The sequence below is a fragment of the Enterobacter sp. YSU genome (genome assembly GCF_016082135.1).
Lineage (GTDB): Bacteria > Pseudomonadota > Gammaproteobacteria > Enterobacterales > Enterobacteriaceae > Enterobacter > Enterobacter hormaechei_C.
Genome location: NZ_CP059487.1, coordinates 3,001,285 through 3,016,976, shown reverse-complemented (window position 1 = coordinate 3,016,976; position 15,692 = coordinate 3,001,285). Strand labels below are relative to the sequence as shown.

Below are 15,692 nucleotides of genomic sequence, written 5' to 3'. Positions count from 1 at the left end.
CTTTTCCAGTATCCCGCTATCGTCAACGCCTGATAAGCGGTTGAACTTTATTATCAATGGCTTCTCGCGCACGGAAAATTCGTGAACGAACCGTGCCGACCGGACAATCCATGATGGCGGCTATCTCTTCATAGCTTAGGCCATCCAGCTCCCGTAACGTAATTGCCATGCGTAAATCTTCCGGGAGCGACTCGATCGTGCGAAAAACGATTTGTCTCAGTTCTTCTGACAACATTAAGTTCTCAGGGTTCGAAATTTCTTTCAGCGCGCCGCCACTTTCGAAGTTTTCTGCGTCGATAGCGTCGACATCACTAGAAGGCGGACGACGGCCCTGAGCAACCAAATAATTCTTAGCCGTATTGACTGCAATACGATACAGCCAGGTATAAAAAGCACTATCCCCCCGGAATGAATCCAGCGCGCGATAGGCCTTAATAAAAGACTCTTGCACCACATCAGGAACATCGCCTGACGGTACATAGCGGGAAACCAGACTCGCTACCTTATGCTGGTAGCGCACCACCAGTAGGTTAAAAGCTTTCTGATCTCCCTTCTGGACCCGTTCAACCAGGACCTGGTCCGTTAACTGCTCGCTCATCCGAGGTAATGTCTCCCCAAACCAAATTCCACGCGTTATCGAAACGCCACTCTAACAACATTGCACTTTGAGCAAGCACCGAATTAGAGTGTCTGTTCTTCAATAAGTTCCGTAACGCCTTTGTTTTTGTTCATCGCGCCGCAGACCGTTCATTTTCTCTCATTATAAGTCTGTTCACGATACGCACCCGCTTTCTGACAAGAATCATCAACTTTATCGTCAGAAGAGTAACGCAACACAGGCTTTATTTCACCACAAAATCTGAAGCTAACGATCTGCTTCGCAAAATATTTCCGGCCATTTAGCGCAGATTTAACTTCTGGCCTTCCGTTTAGTCATTGCAACACACAACAAAAAAAACGTGCGATATCTCGCATCACAATGCTATTCTCCCCACACCATGTTTAGTAAATTAAACAAACATCATGAACACGACGCCTGAACTTCATTGTGATGTACTGATCATCGGCAGCGGTGCTGCCGGCCTATCCCTCGCACTGCGCCTGGCGGAACATCAGAACGTAATCGTGCTGAGTAAAGGGCCGATGAGCGAAGGTTCCACCTTCTATGCACAAGGCGGTATTGCCGCCGTGTTTGATGAAACGGATAGTATAGCCTCGCACGTAGAAGACACCCTGATTGCCGGCGCCGGGATCGTGGATGAGCATGCGGCAGAGTTTGTCGCCAGCAATGCCCGCCACTGCGTGCAATGGCTTATCGATCAGGGCGTGCTGTTTGATACGCATGTTCAGCCTAATGGTGAAGAGAGCTATCACCTGACCCGTGAAGGCGGGCACAGCCACCGCCGTATTCTGCACGCTGCTGATGCAACCGGAAAAGCGGTTGAAACCACGCTGGTCAGCAAAGCCCTCAGCCATCCTAATATTCGGGTGCTGGAGCGCAGCAACGCCGTCGACCTGATTATTTCCGATAAGATTGGCCTGCCCGGCACGCGCCGTGTTGTCGGCGCATGGGTGTGGAATCGGAATAAAGAGAAGGTGGAAACCTGCCAGGCAAAAGCCGTTGTGCTGGCGACCGGCGGCGCCTCCAAGGTTTACCAGTACACGACAAACCCGGATATCGCCTCCGGAGACGGTATCGCCATGGCCTGGCGCGCAGGCTGCCGCGTGGCGAATATGGAGTTTAATCAGTTCCATCCTACCGCCCTGTTCCACCCGCAGGCACGTAACTTCCTGTTAACTGAAGCGTTGCGCGGCGAAGGCGCGTATCTGAAGCGTCCGGACGGTTCACGGTTTATGCCGGACTTCGACCCCCGAGGTGAACTTGCCCCGCGGGATATCGTGGCCCGCGCCATTGACCACGAGATGAAGCGGCTTGGCGTCGACTGTATGTATCTGGACATTAGCCATAAACCGGAAGACTTTATTCGCCAGCACTTCCCGATGATTTATGAAAAGCTGCTGAGTCTGGGTATTGATTTAACCCGCGATCCGGTGCCGATTGTACCTGCCGCACACTATACCTGTGGCGGGGTGATGGTTGACGATCATGGTCGTACCGACGTGGATGGTTTGTATGCGATCGGCGAGGTCAGCTACACCGGCCTGCATGGTGCGAATCGCATGGCCTCAAACTCGCTGCTGGAGTGTCTGGTGTATGGGTGGTCGGCTGCGGAAGATATTACCAAACGCATGCCCTATGCACGTCCGACAACACACTTGCCGGCATGGGATGAAAGTCGGGTAGAAAACCCGGACGAACTGGTGGTTATCCAGCATAACTGGCACGAGCTGCGGCTTTTCATGTGGGATTATGTCGGGATTGTACGCACAACGAAGCGTCTGGAACGCGCGTTACGCCGCATCATGATGTTGCAGCAGGAAATTGATGAATATTACGCCAACTTCCGCGTTTCTAATAATCTGCTGGAGCTGCGCAACCTTGTGCAGGTTGCCGAGCTGATTGTGCGCTGTGCGGTGATGCGCAAAGAGAGCCGTGGCCTGCATTATACGCTGGACTATCCCGAACCGCTTGAAATGTCCGGCCCGTCGGTGTTGACGCCGCAGGTTCACATAAACAGATAAAAGGCCTGGGTCAGGGCAGTGTAATCTTCGGAATAACGCTGGTCTGGCCCACGAATGACCATCCTGTCGATAAAGCATTCCCCCTCTTTCGGCGAGAGCGCCAGCAACACGCGGTGCGGTAAGCGTCCTTCCGTATCCGAAATATCGGTACGAAGACGCAGATTCCAGCCGATCCCCCGTGCGATCTCAATGAAGGTATTACCCGTGCTTTCAGGCAAGACCACGCAGAAAAATCCCTCTTCCGAGATAAGCTCCGCCGCACTGGTCAGTAGCGCCTTGTGATCGAGCGAGCCGGTGTAACGTGCCTGCTCGCGTTCTGGCGTTCCACATTCCACGCCTGGCGTGAAATACGGCGGATTGCTGACAATCAAATCGTAACGCGCGGTTTGCTCCGGCGCCCAGGTCAGGACATCGGCGCATTCTACCCTGATGCGATCTGCCCACGGAGAGTCGGCAGCGTTTTCACTTGCCTGCCGGGACGCCTGAGGATCAAGCTCAACGGCGTCGATCGTGACGTGTTCTTCCGTTCGCTGCGCCAGCATCAGCGCCTGAAGTCCGCTGCCCGTACCAATATCCAGAATGCGTTTTACACCTGCGACAGGCGCCCATGCACCCAGTAAAATACCGTCTGTGCCGACTTTCATCGCACAACGATCGTGCGCCACAAAAAACTGTTTAAACGTAAAACCATCGCGGCGCAACTGCGCTTTGAGTTGAGACATGTCAGGACAACCTTCTGAGTGAAACTGGAGTAGCATAGGGGAAAGCGAAGTGGTCGAAAAGCGATATCCATACAAACAGATGAAGATTACAGCCGTAACGTCTATAATCAGCGCCCCACACAGAGGTAGAACATGACTGTAACGACTTTTTCCGAACTTGAACTCGATGAAAGCCTGCTCAATGCCCTTGAGAGCAAAGGCTTTACACGCCCGACCGCCATTCAGGCCGCGGCCATTCCGCCTGCGCTTGAGGGCCGCGATGTGCTCGGTTCTGCGCCAACCGGCACGGGGAAGACAGCAGCCTACTTGCTGCCTGTGTTGCAGCATTTGCTCGACTTTCCGCGTAAAAAATCAGGCCCGCCGCGCATTTTGATCCTGACCCCGACCCGTGAACTGGCGATGCAGGTTGCCGAACACGCGCGTGAGCTGGCGGCGAACACCCATCTGGATATCGCGACCATCACCGGCGGCGTAGCGTATATGAACCACGCCGAAGTGTTCAGCGAAAACCAGGATATCGTTGTCGCGACGACGGGCCGTCTGCTGCAATACATAAAAGAAGAGAACTTCGACTGCCGCGCGGTGGAAACGCTGATTCTCGATGAAGCTGACCGCATGCTGGACATGGGCTTTGCCCAGGATATCGAACACATCGCGGGTGAAACGCGCTGGCGTAATCAGACAATGCTGTTCTCGGCAACCCTTGAAGGGGATGCCATTAAAGATTTCGCCGAACGTCTGCTGGAAGATCCGGTGGAAGTGTCCGCTACGCCATCGACCCGTGAGCGTAAGAAGATCCACCAGTGGTACTACCGCGCAGATAACCTTGAGCATAAGGTTGAGTTGTTGAAACACCTGCTGAAGCAGGAAGAGGCAACCCGTACCATCGTCTTCGTACGCAAACGTGAGCGCGTGCATGAGCTGGCAGAAATGCTGCGCAACGCCGGCATTAACAACTGCTATCTCGAAGGTGAAATGGCGCAGGTTAAGCGAACCGAAGGGATTAAGCGCCTGACCGATGGCCGCGTGAATGTGCTGGTTGCCACCGATGTTGCCGCGCGTGGGATCGACATCCCGGACGTGAGCCACGTAATCAACTTTGATATGCCGCGCAGCGGTGATACTTACCTGCACCGTATTGGTCGTACCGGCCGTGCGGGCCGCAAAGGTATTGCTATCTCTCTGGTAGAAGCGCACGACCATTTGCTGCTACAGAAAATTGGCCGCTACGTTGAGGAGCCGCTGAAAGCTCGCGTGATTGACGGGCTTCGTCCGACCACACGTGCGCCGAGTGAAAAAATGACGGGTAAACCGTCCAAGAAAGCGCTCGCGAAACGTGCTGAGAGAAAAGAGAAAGAAAAAGAGAAGCCGCGCGTTAAACAGCGCCACCGCGATACCAAAAATATTGGTAAGCGCCGTAAGCCAAGTTCTGCTGCGCCAGAGACAAAAACGGAAGAGTAAAAAAAGCCGGGACATTCCCGGCTTTTTTATTCCACCCCCGAAGCTGAAACCTTACAGGCTTTCAGTAAAGGTACGCGCGATAACGTCGCGCTGCTGTTCCGGGGTCAGAGAGTTGAAACGCACCGCATAGCCAGACACACGGATGGTCAGCTGCGGGTATTTTTCCGGGTGCTCAACGGCATCCATCAGCGTTTCGCGACGCAGGACGTTAACGTTCAGGTGCTGACCGCCTTCCACGCGTACTTCTGGTTGCACTTGCATTGGAATTTCACGGTATTCAATTTCGCCCAGTTTGCTCACCGGAACGATTTCGTCTTCCGCAAAACCTGCTTTCGCTACTACACAGCGCGCTTCGTTTTTCTCGCTGTCCAGCAGCCAGAAAGAGTTCAGCAGATCGTCATTTGCAGCTTTAGTAATCTGGATACCTGTAATCATGTGTTGCCTCCCTTAGGCTACATTAACTGATGCTGGCCTTTTGCGGCCAATTGGTAAAACCATTGTTTGTTGTGTGTATATATAACATTCAGACCCGGGTGATTTATTGATTTAAATCAACAAAACCACCAACCACACAAAGAGTGTGGTCTGTATTTTTTGTTTTAGATCAATTTTAAAGGTTTACCAATTCAACTTATCCTGCCTGGTTTTCAACATAAATTGAGACACTTAGCCTGCTTTTCCGCGGGTAATTTTGCTCATTGGGGTTTAACAGGTAAGCTAGACACAGAATGAGATTCGCAGGAGAGCGAGATGACAACACCTTTAACCTGGCATGACGTGCTGGCAGAAGAGAAGCAGCAGCCCTATTTTATTAACACCCTCAGTACCGTTGCGGCTGAACGGCAGGCCGGCCAGACAATTTATCCGCCGCAGAAAGATGTGTTTAACGCCTTCCGCTACACCGAACTGAGTGATGTAAAGGTGGTTATCCTGGGGCAGGATCCGTACCACGGCCCCGGGCAGGCTCACGGACTGGCATTTTCCGTGCGTCCGGGCGTGGCCATCCCCCCTTCTCTGCTGAATATGTATAAAGAGCTGGAAGGAACGATTCCTGGTTTCACCCGCCCTGATCACGGTTATCTGGAAAGCTGGGCGCGCCAGGGCGTGCTGTTGCTGAATACCGTATTAACTGTCCGGGCGGGTCAGGCACACTCCCACGCCAGTCTGGGATGGGAAACCTTTACCGATAAGGTTATCAGCCTGATCAATGAGCATCGTGAAGGCGTCGTGTTTTTACTCTGGGGTTCGCATGCCCAAAAGAAAGGGGCGATTATCGATCGTCAGCGTCACCACGTGCTGAAGGCACCGCACCCGTCGCCGCTGTCTGCGCATCGCGGTTTCTTTGGCAGTAATCATTTTGTTCTGACGAATGAGTGGCTGGAAAAGCGTGGCGAAAAGCCGATTGACTGGATGCCTGTGTTACCCGCAGAGAGCGAGTAGGGTTTGAATGTGCCGGGTCAGGCCCGGCACATAAAAGGCTTATGCCTTGTTCTGACGCCACCATTCCGCCAGCAGCACGCCGGTCGCAACGGATACGTTCAGGCTTTCAACGTTGCCTGTGCCGTCGATAGAGACGCTCAGGTCAGCGCTTGAGAGTGCCGCATCAGACAGACCATCACGCTCCTGACCTAACACCAGCACCATTTTGCGCGGCAGCGTCGCTTTAAACAGCGGCGTAGCGGCACGGCTTGAGGTGGTGACAATGGTGTAGCCCGCTTTACGGAATTGCTCCAGGGCTTCCAGCACGCTGTCGCCGGTGATCGGCTGAACATGCTCTGCACCGCCTTCCGCAGTACGAATCGCCGCACCGGATTCCAGCAGCGCGGCATCCTGCAATAGAACGCCTTTCACGCCAAAGTGCGCGCAGCTACGCATCATAGCGCCCAGGTTATGCGGGTTACCCACATCTTCCAGTGCCAGCACGCAGTCATCGGCATCCGCCTGGCTGACCCACTGCTGCACGGTAGTGCCGTTACGTTTTTTGATCAGGAAGCAGACGCCGCCGTGGTGTTCAGTCCCGGACGCTTTTGTCAGCTCGGCATCGTCAACCACGTGATAGGCTTTGCGGTTCGCCGCCATCCAGCGCAGCGCTTCTTTGAAGCGCGGGGTCACGCTCTGAATAAACCATGCACGAACGATACACTCCGGGCGGCTCTGGAACAGGGCCTGACAGGCGTTCTCACCGTAGACACGGGTCTCTTCCGCACGCTGACGACGCAGCACTTCCGGATCGATAAAGCTTTTTCCGCTGATACCGCCGTGATCGGCTTTTTCGGTCGCCTCTTCACCGGGCGCGCGAGAAACGGTACGCCATGGCGATCCACCGTCACGGACAACATCATCGCGTTTGCGATCGTCACGCTTACGGTCATCACGTTTGCGGTCATCGCCGCGGTTATTTCTGTCATCGCGGGCGGGGCGACGGCCACCGTCTGCACGAGAAGACGCCGGACGCCCGCCACCTTTTCCGGTACGCGGATTTTGGGTGCGTTTATCAGAGTCATCATCACTGCGGACATACATCACTTTGACCTTGCCGCTTTTGTTTTTCATTTCGTCGTTCATGCTTTTCTCCACCAGCGCTGCGCGAAGCGCGCAGATTACCCGATGTGCAAGCTCATAGCCATAATTTCGTACAAAAGCCTGTGACTATTGTTCCCATTGAATAAAACGCATTGTCGTTTCATACAAGCTCACTGATAATATGTAACATATCAGAAACATTATCGGCGTTCTGCCGTTGTTCCACGGCTCTATCAGAGGTTAGTTATGAATACCGTATGTGCCAACTGTCAGGCTGTAAACCGCATTCCGGACGACCGGATGGATGACGGTGCGAAATGCGGGCGTTGTGGCCACGAATTATTTGATGGCGATGTCATTAACGCGACGGGTGCTACGCTGGACAAACTCCTCAAGGACGATCTGCCTGTTGTGGTCGATTTCTGGGCACCGTGGTGCGGCCCCTGCCGTAACTTTGCGCCCATCTTCGAAGACGTGGCTGAAGAGCGCAGCGGGAAAATGCGTTTTGTCAAAGTGAATACCGAAGCGGAACGTGAACTCAGCGCCCGTTTTCGCATTCGCAGCATTCCAACCATTATGATTTTCAAAAATGGTGAAGTGATCGATATGCTCAATGGTGCAGTACCGAAAGCGCCTTTCGACAGCTGGTTAAACGAATCCCTGTAACATTCACGGGGCATACCTTGTGCCCCGTTCGCTCCTCTGCGAAAATGAGGTTTTTCCTGCCTTTTCGCCCATGACTGATAACGCTGTACTTCAATTACGCGCCGAGCGCCTTGCGCGCGCCACCCGCCCTTTTCTGGCCCGAGGCAATCGTATTCGCCGCTGCCAGCGCTGCCTTTTACCGCTGAAAGTGTGTCTGTGCGAAACGCTTGCACCGAGCGAGGCGAAAAGCCGCTTTTGTCTGGTCATGTTCGATACCGAACCGATGAAGCCCAGCAACACGGGGCGTTTGATCGCCGATATTCTGCCCAACACCGCAGCGTTTCAGTGGTCGCGCACTGAGCCACCTCAGGCTCTGCTCGACCTGGTGGCAAGCCGGGACTATCAGCCCATGGTCGTTTTCCCGGCATCATATGCAGGCGAACAACGTCAGGTGCTTACGGCGCCACCATCCGGTAAGCCGCCGCTGTTTATTATGCTCGACGGCACCTGGACCGAAGCGAGAAAGATGTTTCGCAAAAGCCCTTACCTTGATGCGCTGCCGGTGATTTCCGTCGATCTTTCGCGCGTTTCGGCCTATCGCTTGCGTGAAGCGCATGCCGACGGTCAATATTGCACCGCTGAAGTCGCTATTGCGCTACTGGATCTGGCGGGCGATACCCAGGCGGCCGGCGCGCTGGGCTCCCACTTCTCCTGCTTCCGTGAACGTTATCTTGCGGGAAAAACCGTTCATAAGGGTAGCGTCACAGCAACAGAGACAGAAAGCGTTTAAAATCATCAGGTCGCTTGCATTCACGGGAGGCCTGCATGAGCCAGAGAGGGTTAGAAGCGCTACTCCGTCCGAAATCCATTGCCGTTATTGGCGCCTCGATGAAACCGGACCGCGCAGGGTATCTGATGATGCGTAACCTGCTGGCTGGCGGGTTTAACGGCCCGGTCATGCCCGTTACGCCCGCTTATAAAGCGGTACAGGGGGTACTGGCGTGGCCGAATGTGCAGAGCCTGCCTTTCGTTCCCGATCTCGCCGTGCTCTGTACACATGCGAAACGAAACCTCGAACTGCTTGAGTCGCTCGGTCAGAAAGGCTGTAAAACCTGCATTATTCTTTCCTCGCCTCCTGAACAGCAGCCCGAACTGCTGGCCTGCGCCAGCCGCTACCAGATGCGCATTCTTGGTCCAAACAGCCTCGGCCTACTTGCGCCCTGGCAAGGGCTGAATGCCAGTTTTTCCCCGGTTCCGATCCGTAAAGGCAAACTGGCCTTTATTTCGCAGTCGGCTGCGGTATCCAATACCATCCTCGACTGGGCGCAGCAGCGTGAGATGGGTTTTTCCTACTTCATCGCTTTGGGCGACAGCCTGGACATTGACGTCGATGAGCTGCTGGATTTCCTGGCGCGTGACAGCAAAACCAGCGCTATCCTGCTCTATCTTGAACACCTGAGTGACGCCCGTCGTTTTGTGTCGGCGTCGCGTAGCGCATCGCGAAATAAACCGATACTGGTCATCAAAAGCGGGCGCAGCCCCGCGGCTCAGCGCCTGCTACATTCCCGTTCCGGGATGGATCCCGCATGGGATGCAGCGATCCAACGCGCCGGTTTACTGCGGGTACAGGATACGCACGAGCTTTTTTCCGCCGTTGAAACGTTAAGCCACATGCGCCCCCTGCGCGGTGAAAAACTGATGATTGTCAGCAACGGTGCCGCTCCCGCCGCCCTGGCGCTGGACGAGCTCTGGCTACGCAACGGCAAGCTGTCCATGCTGGGTGAAGAGACGCTTCAGCGCCTGCGGGACGCGTTACCGGGAAGCGTTGTTCCCGATAATCCCCTCGATTTGCGCGATGATGCCAGCAGCGATCGTTACATTAAGGCGATCACGATTTTGCTCGATAGCCAGGACTTTGATGCGCTGATGATTATCCATTCGCCCAGCGCGGTTGCGCCAGGCAGCGAAAGTGCGCGTGCGCTGATTGAGGCAGTCCGAAAACATCCCCGCGGCAAATACGTTACCCTGCTGACCAACTGGTGCGGCGAGTTCTCCTCTCAGGAGGCACGGCGTCTGTTTAGTGAAGCCGGGTTGCCAACCTACCGTACCCCGGAGGGCACCATTACCGCGTTTATGCATATGGTTGAATACCGCCGCAACCAGAAGCAGCTGCGTGAAACGCCTGCCCTGCCGGGCAATCTCACCGCAAATTCGGTGGATGTGCACAGGCTTTTGCAGCAGGCCATCGAAGAGGGCGCCGCTTCTCTTGACACACATGAGGTGCAACCCATTCTTGGCAGTTATGGATTGCAAACCCTGCCCACCTGGATTGCCGGCGACAGCGCTGAGGCGGTACATATCGCTGAGCAGATTGGTTATCCGGTCGCGCTGAAGCTGCGCTCTCCCGATATTCCGCACAAATCGGATGTGCAGGGCGTCATGCTGTATCTGCGCACCGCGACAGAAGTACAACAGGCCGCGGATGCCATTATCGATCGCGTAAAAATGACGTGGCCACAGGCCCGGATCCACGGCCTGCTGGTGCAGAGCATGGCCAACCGTGCAGGTGCGCAGGAGCTACGCGTGGTTGTCGAACACGATCCGGTTTTTGGTCCGCTCATTATGCTGGGTGAAGGCGGCGTTGAGTGGCGGCCAGAAGAACAGGCGGTTGTCGCGCTTCCTCCTCTAAACATGAACCTGGCGCGTTATTTGATTATTCAGGCCATCAAAAGCAAAAAAATCCGCGGGAGAAGCGCTCTGCGGCCGCTTGATATCGCCGGATTAAGCCAGTTTCTGGTGAAGGTCTCCAACCTCATTGTTGACTGTGCGGAGATCCAGCGCCTGGATATCCACCCCCTTCTTGCCTCCGGAAATGAATTTACCGCGCTGGACGTGACGCTGGATATTGCGCCCTTTATCGGTGATCGGGAAAGCCGTCTCGCCATTCGTCCTTATCCTCTTCATCTGGAAGAGTGGGTGGAGATGAAAAATGGGGAACGGGCGCTGTTTCGCCCTATCCTGCCGGAAGACGAGCCGATGCTGCGGGCGTTCATCTCGCAGGTGACGAAGGAAGATTTGTACTATCGCTATTTCAGCGAAATCAATGAATTTACCCACGACGATTTAGCCAATATGACCCAGATCGACTACGATCGAGAAATGGCGATTGTGGCGGTCCGCCGTTCCGGAGCGGGAGAGGAGATCCTCGGCGTGACGCGTGCCATTTCCGACCCGGATAACGTGGATGCGGAGTTTGCCGTACTGGTGCGTTCCGATCTTAAGGGTTTGGGGTTGGGCAGACGGCTGCTCGAAAAACTCATTGGTTATACGCGCGATCACGGATTGTCACGCCTGAATGGCATTACTATGCCAAACAATCGGGGTATGGTGACCCTGGCGCGGAAGCTCGGTTTTGACGTTGATATCCAGCTGGATGAAGGCATTGTCTCTCTGTCCCTCAGCCTGATTTCGACGGATAAACAAGAGTAAGCTGCTGGAAATGTTACCCACTTTTCGCGGCACTGGGGTATCATTGTCCGCTTATGTTGTTTGCCTGGTACAGACAACCCTTCAATGAACAGAGAAGAAACGCACTGTGATGTTGTCAAAATTTAAGCGTAATAAACATCAACAACACCTTGCTCAACTACCGAAGATTTCTCAGTCAGTTGATGATGTAGAGTTCTTTTATGCTCCCGCTCATTTCCGGGAGACGCTTCTTGAAAAGATTGCCAGCGCTACGCGACGTATTTGCATTGTGGCGCTCTATCTTGAACAAGATGAAGGTGGGCGTGCGATCCTGAACGCGCTCTATGAAGCGAAACGTCAGCGTCCAGAACTGGATGTTCGCGTGCTGGTTGACTGGCACCGTGCTCAGCGCGGCCGTATTGGTGCCGCTGCCTCGAATACCAATGCTGACTGGTATTGCCGCACGGCCCAGGAAAATCCGGGTATTGATATCCCGGTGTATGGCGTACCGGTGAATACCCGTGAAGCGCTTGGCGTTCTTCATTTTAAAGGATTTATCATTGATGACAGCGTCCTTTATAGCGGTGCCAGCCTGAATGATGTGTATCTCCATCAGCTCGATAAATACCGTTACGATCGCTACCATCTGATCCGCAATCCGCAGATGGCCGACATCATGTTCAACTGGGTTGATAAAAACCTGGTTCATGGCCGGGGTGTGCACCGTCTTGACGATCCTCATCGTCCGAAAAGCCCGGAAATCAAAAACGACGTTCGCTCCTTCCGCCAGGAACTGCGCGATGCGGTTTATCGTTTTCAGGGGGATGCCAGTAATGAAGAACTGTCCGTTACGCCTCTGGTAGGCCTGGGAAAATCCAGCCTGCTGAACAAGACCATCTTCCATTTGATGCCGTGCGCGGAGCATAAGCTCACCATCTGCACCCCGTACTTCAACCTTCCAGCCGTTCTGGTGCGTAATATCATTCAGCTGCTGCGTGATGGTAAAAAGGTGGAAATTATTGTCGGGGATAAAACGGCAAATGACTTTTTCATTCCGGAAGATCAACCTTTCAAGATCATCGGCGCACTGCCTTATCTCTATGAGATTAACCTGCGCCGCTTCCTGAGCCGTTTACAGTACTATGTGAACACGGACCAGCTGGTTGTGCGTCTCTGGAAAGATGAAGATAACAGCTATCACCTCAAAGGAATGTGGGTGGATGATGAGTGGATGCTGCTGACCGGTAATAATCTCAACCCACGCGCCTGGCGTCTGGATCTGGAAAACGCCATCCTTATTCACGATCCTCAGCATGCGTTAGCCGCGAAACGCGATCGTGAGCTGGAGCTTATACGCACGCATACCACAGTGGTTCGTCATTATCGCGATCTGCAAAGCATCGCTGATTATCCGGTGAAAGTTCGCAAGCTGATTCGCCGTCTACGTCGGATCCGTATCGACCGCCTCATCAGCCGCATTCTGTAATACACGAGCCCTGTCATCGACGGGGCTTTTTTATGGAGTCTGTTAATGCGTACGCCTTTCCTGATAATCCCTCTTTTCCTGACCGGTTGCAGCCATATGGCTAATGATAACTGGTCGGGTCAGGATAAAGCTCAACACTTTCTGGCGTCTGCAATGTTGTCCGCTGCGGGTAATGAATATGCGCTGCACCAGGGTTATAGCCGGGATCGAAGTGCCACAATGGGCCTGATGTTCTCCATCAGCCTGGGGGCATCAAAAGAACTTTGGGATAGCCGCCCCTCGGGAAGCGGCTGGAGCTGGAAAGATTTTGCCTGGGACGTAGCCGGGGCAACAACCGGCTACGCCGTCTGGCAGATGGCGCATTATTAAAGGCGGATCCCTTTTCCTTTACGATGCAGCATCAGGGAGACAATAAACGCCAGCGCCCCCATGATGGTGACATACCAGAAAAAGGTCGATTCACTGCCCCATGACTTAAGGGATAGCGCGACATACTCTGCCGAACCGCCGAACAGGGCGTTAGCGACCGCATAAGAGAGGCCTACGCCCAGCGCCCTCACCTGTGCGGGAAACATTTCCGCTTTCAAAATGCCACTGATTGCCGTGTAAAAACTAATAATAATAAGTGCCACCATAATCAAAGCGAAAGCGGCATACGGAGAGGTTGTATGCTGTAGCGCCGTCAAAAGCGGAACAGTCCCCAGGGTGAGCATGCCACCAAAGATCAGCATGGAGGTGCGGCGACCTATTTTGTCCGACAGCGCGCCAACAATCGGCTGGATGAGCATAAAGACCAGTAACGCCACCGTCATGACGACACTCGCAACGTTAGCATGCATGCCCGTGGTGTTGACCAGATATTTTTGCATATAGGTGGTGAAGGTATAGAAGCTTAGCGAGCCTGCGGCGGTAAAGCCTAATACCATCAAAAACGCTTTGCGGTTTCGCCACAGCCCTTTCATCGAACCGGCTTCTTTCAGCGCCCTGACCTCCTGCTGGGAGGTTTCATCAAGCTGACGGCGTAACCACAGCGCCACAACCGCCAGGGCAGCCCCCAGGGCAAACGGGATGCGCCAGCCCCAGGCGCGTAAATCTTCATCGCTAAGGATTTGTTGAAGGATCACCACAACCAGTAACGCCAGCAGCTGACCGCCAATGAGGGTTACATACTGGAATGATGCATAGAAACCTTTGCGCCCTTCAACAGCTACTTCGCTCATGTATGTCGCGCTGGTGCCGTATTCGCCACCTACTGACAGCCCCTGGAACAGGCGTGCCAGCAGCAACAACGCCGGTGCCCATGTTCCGATAGTGTCATATCCGGGCAGGCAGGCAATCACCAGCGAGCCGACGCACATCATGCATACGGAGATAAGCATGGATGTCTTGCGCCCTTTCCTGTCGGCGATCCTGCCGAACAGCCATCCGCCAATGGGACGCATCAGGAACCCGGCGGCAAAAACGCCTGCGGTTTGCAGAAGCTGCGTAGTGGTGTTCCCTGACGGGAAAAAGATATGCGCAAAGTAGAGTGAACAGAATGAATAGACGTAAAAATCAAACCACTCTACAAGGTTCCCCGATGAAGCTCCAACGATTGCCCAAACCCGACGGCGAGTATCCTTGCCTGCTAAACTTGTGTTATCCGTATCTGCACTGGCTACGGTTTCTGTCATTTTAAAATCCCCTGTCTCACATTGCGGGCCATTGCCCACAAACAGTAAAACCGGATTTAAAACGAATCGTTAGGTAAATAAAATGTTTCCAATATGTTTCATTGGATTTTGTGAACTCGATCAGGTATCGAATTATTAGCGGACGTAGTAATTATCCCCACGCTTGCTGGTGCGCCTTTTTTCGCTGCAAATAATCTTCATCGGCACGAATTTTATCCCACCACGTTCTGAATACCGCAGCGGCCTCTGCTTTTACGGGATCGAGATCGAGGGGTTTGACCTGGCGCTTCTCATCATACTTTTTACCGCCTTTATGATTGGCGTATCGCCGGGCACGGGTGCAGCCCATCTGTATGAATTTACGCGCCATATCCATACCTACAAAATCGTTATTCCTGCGGTACTCTTCAAAGAGGGCGTAGATCTCTTCTGCCGAACGCGCTGCGACTTCAGCATTTTTATAACGCCAGTGTGGCAGGATTTCGCTTTTATAAGGCTCGACCATCAATACGCCCTGCTCACCCCGGCCCACCTGATACCGTTCGGGATGTTCGCGAAAATTAATATTGGCAAAATCTTGTTGATAATCAAAGGGACGAGTCAAAGCGGCACCATTGTTAAAATTGTTTTAACAATTGTAGGCCGGATAAGGGGAAGCCGCCATCCGGCATGTTTTCCACGTACAAAGCAAAAAACCCCGCACCTTACGGTACGGGGTTCTTCTTAATTGATGCCTGGCAGTTCCCTACTCTCACATGGGGAGACCCCACACTACCATCGGCGCTACGGCGTTTCACTTCTGAGTTCGGCATGGGGTCAGGTGGGACCACCGCGCTACAGCCGCCAGGCAAATTCTTGTGCTCTGTCCTGTGTCTTTCGCACTGATACTGCGTTGGCTGCTCTCGTAAAGTCAGTCACATACCTCAGTATGCTCCTTCCTTTCCTTCGTTTGCCGCCTTGTCTCAGCGCAAAATCCTTCGGACTCTGAATCTAAGCTGAAAATTTCGTCTCTTCGCCAAAACACCTTCGGCGTTGTAAGGTTAAGCCTCACGGTTCATTAGTATCGGTTAG

The 15,692-nt window shown here is 53.7% G+C and carries 14 protein-coding genes and 1 rRNA gene; 8 read left to right on the top strand and 7 right to left on the bottom strand.

Annotated elements, in window-relative coordinates:
• Nucleotides 1-22 precede the first annotated feature (22 nt).
• The gene (gene rpoE, locus H2Z33_RS14680) at nucleotides 23-598 is read right to left on the bottom strand and encodes an RNA polymerase sigma factor RpoE (protein WP_006176728.1); all 576 of its coding nucleotides are present in this window, start codon (nucleotides 596-598) and stop codon (nucleotides 23-25) included.
• 425 nt (nucleotides 599-1,023) lie between these two features.
• On the opposite strand from rpoE, the gene nadB reads away from it, so the two are divergent.
• Nucleotides 1,024-2,643, top strand: a complete 1,620-nt coding sequence (gene nadB, locus H2Z33_RS14675) for an L-aspartate oxidase (RefSeq protein ID WP_063134578.1) — start codon at nucleotides 1,024-1,026, stop codon at nucleotides 2,641-2,643.
• On the opposite strand, the gene trmN is transcribed toward nadB, so the two are convergent.
• Complete coding sequence (gene trmN / locus H2Z33_RS14670; RefSeq protein WP_032649123.1) at nucleotides 2,628-3,365, bottom strand: tRNA(1)(Val) (adenine(37)-N(6))-methyltransferase TrmN; 738 nt, start codon at nucleotides 3,363-3,365, stop codon at nucleotides 2,628-2,630. The two genes, nadB and trmN, sit on opposite strands and share 16 nt — an antisense overlap.
• A gap of 132 nt (nucleotides 3,366-3,497) precedes the next feature.
• Between trmN and srmB the strand changes: the two genes are divergently transcribed.
• Nucleotides 3,498-4,826: an ATP-dependent RNA helicase SrmB gene (gene srmB, locus H2Z33_RS14665; protein ID WP_017383554.1), complete on the top strand. Its 1,329-nt coding sequence runs from the start codon at nucleotides 3,498-3,500 to the stop codon at nucleotides 4,824-4,826.
• Nucleotides 4,827-4,877: 51 nt separating this feature from the next.
• Here srmB and grcA read toward each other — a convergent pair whose 3' ends face one another.
• Entirely contained in the window at nucleotides 4,878-5,261 is a 384-nt protein-coding gene (grcA, locus tag H2Z33_RS14660) for an autonomous glycyl radical cofactor GrcA (RefSeq protein ID WP_003860727.1), read from the bottom strand.
• 315 nt (nucleotides 5,262-5,576) lie between these two features.
• On the opposite strand from grcA, the gene ung reads away from it, so the two are divergent.
• Entirely contained in the window at nucleotides 5,577-6,266 is a 690-nt protein-coding gene (ung, locus tag H2Z33_RS14655) for a uracil-DNA glycosylase (protein WP_063134579.1), read from the top strand.
• A 39-nt stretch (nucleotides 6,267-6,305) separates the two neighbouring features.
• Here the strand turns inward: ung and H2Z33_RS14650 are convergent, their stop codons facing one another.
• On the bottom strand, nucleotides 6,306-7,391 hold the full coding sequence (locus tag H2Z33_RS14650; protein WP_017383555.1) for a tRNA/rRNA methyltransferase: 1,086 nt from the start codon (nucleotides 7,389-7,391) through the stop codon (nucleotides 6,306-6,308).
• A 204-nt stretch (nucleotides 7,392-7,595) separates the two neighbouring features.
• Here H2Z33_RS14650 and trxC point away from each other — a divergent pair, with 204 nt between their 5' ends.
• From trxC to H2Z33_RS14625, 5 genes are all read left to right on the top strand, one after another.
• Nucleotides 7,596-8,015 carry a thioredoxin TrxC gene (gene trxC / locus H2Z33_RS14645; protein ID WP_032649129.1) on the top strand — a complete coding sequence of 140 codons (420 nt, stop codon included), beginning with the start codon at nucleotides 7,596-7,598 and terminating at the stop codon, nucleotides 8,013-8,015.
• Nucleotides 8,016-8,085: 70 nt separating this feature from the next.
• Entirely contained in the window at nucleotides 8,086-8,784 is a 699-nt protein-coding gene (gene tapT / locus H2Z33_RS14640) for a tRNA-uridine aminocarboxypropyltransferase (RefSeq protein ID WP_063134580.1), read from the top strand.
• A 35-nt stretch (nucleotides 8,785-8,819) separates the two neighbouring features.
• On the top strand, nucleotides 8,820-11,483 hold the full coding sequence (locus tag H2Z33_RS14635; protein WP_063134581.1) for a bifunctional acetate--CoA ligase family protein/GNAT family N-acetyltransferase: 2,664 nt from the start codon (nucleotides 8,820-8,822) through the stop codon (nucleotides 11,481-11,483).
• A 109-nt stretch (nucleotides 11,484-11,592) separates the two neighbouring features.
• A complete protein-coding gene (pssA, locus tag H2Z33_RS14630) occupies nucleotides 11,593-12,948 on the top strand; it encodes a CDP-diacylglycerol--serine O-phosphatidyltransferase (protein WP_026094276.1) in 1,356 nt (451 codons plus the stop codon).
• A gap of 45 nt (nucleotides 12,949-12,993) precedes the next feature.
• Complete coding sequence (locus H2Z33_RS14625) at nucleotides 12,994-13,317, top strand: YfiM family lipoprotein (protein WP_003860739.1); 324 nt, start codon at nucleotides 12,994-12,996, stop codon at nucleotides 13,315-13,317.
• On the opposite strand, the gene H2Z33_RS14620 is transcribed toward H2Z33_RS14625, so the two are convergent.
• The 3 genes from H2Z33_RS14620 to rrf form a co-directional block, all read right to left on the bottom strand.
• Nucleotides 13,314-14,621 carry an MFS family transporter gene (locus H2Z33_RS14620; protein WP_017383558.1) on the bottom strand — a complete coding sequence of 436 codons (1,308 nt, stop codon included), beginning with the start codon at nucleotides 14,619-14,621 and terminating at the stop codon, nucleotides 13,314-13,316. The two genes, H2Z33_RS14625 and H2Z33_RS14620, sit on opposite strands and share 4 nt — an antisense overlap.
• A 151-nt stretch (nucleotides 14,622-14,772) precedes the next feature.
• Nucleotides 14,773-15,225, bottom strand: a complete 453-nt coding sequence (locus tag H2Z33_RS14615; RefSeq protein WP_063134582.1) for a DUF4385 domain-containing protein — start codon at nucleotides 15,223-15,225, stop codon at nucleotides 14,773-14,775.
• 128 nt (nucleotides 15,226-15,353) lie between these two features.
• Nucleotides 15,354-15,469: ribosomal RNA gene (rrf, locus tag H2Z33_RS14610) — 5S ribosomal RNA — on the bottom strand.
• Nucleotides 15,470-15,692: the final 223 nt, after the last annotated feature.

Excerpts from the sequence above, each read along its gene's own strand:
- rpoE (WP_006176728.1), bottom strand. The coding sequence starts at position 598 with ATGAGCGAGCAGTTAACGGACCAGGTCCTGGTTGAACGGGTCCAGAAG.
- nadB (WP_063134578.1), top strand. The coding sequence starts at position 1,024 with ATGAACACGACGCCTGAACTTCATTGTGATGTACTGATCATCGGCAGC.
- trmN (WP_032649123.1), bottom strand. The coding sequence starts at position 3,365 with ATGTCTCAACTCAAAGCGCAGTTGCGCCGCGATGGTTTTACGTTTAAA.
- srmB (WP_017383554.1), top strand. The coding sequence starts at position 3,498 with ATGACTGTAACGACTTTTTCCGAACTTGAACTCGATGAAAGCCTGCTC.
- grcA (WP_003860727.1), bottom strand. The coding sequence starts at position 5,261 with ATGATTACAGGTATCCAGATTACTAAAGCTGCAAATGACGATCTGCTG.
- ung (WP_063134579.1), top strand. The coding sequence starts at position 5,577 with ATGACAACACCTTTAACCTGGCATGACGTGCTGGCAGAAGAGAAGCAG.
- H2Z33_RS14650 (WP_017383555.1), bottom strand. The coding sequence starts at position 7,391 with ATGAACGACGAAATGAAAAACAAAAGCGGCAAGGTCAAAGTGATGTAT.
- trxC (WP_032649129.1), top strand. The coding sequence starts at position 7,596 with ATGAATACCGTATGTGCCAACTGTCAGGCTGTAAACCGCATTCCGGAC.
- tapT (WP_063134580.1), top strand. The coding sequence starts at position 8,086 with ATGACTGATAACGCTGTACTTCAATTACGCGCCGAGCGCCTTGCGCGC.
- H2Z33_RS14635 (WP_063134581.1), top strand. The coding sequence starts at position 8,820 with ATGAGCCAGAGAGGGTTAGAAGCGCTACTCCGTCCGAAATCCATTGCC.
- pssA (WP_026094276.1), top strand. The coding sequence starts at position 11,593 with ATGTTGTCAAAATTTAAGCGTAATAAACATCAACAACACCTTGCTCAA.
- H2Z33_RS14625 (WP_003860739.1), top strand. The coding sequence starts at position 12,994 with ATGCGTACGCCTTTCCTGATAATCCCTCTTTTCCTGACCGGTTGCAGC.
- H2Z33_RS14620 (WP_017383558.1), bottom strand. The coding sequence starts at position 14,621 with ATGACAGAAACCGTAGCCAGTGCAGATACGGATAACACAAGTTTAGCA.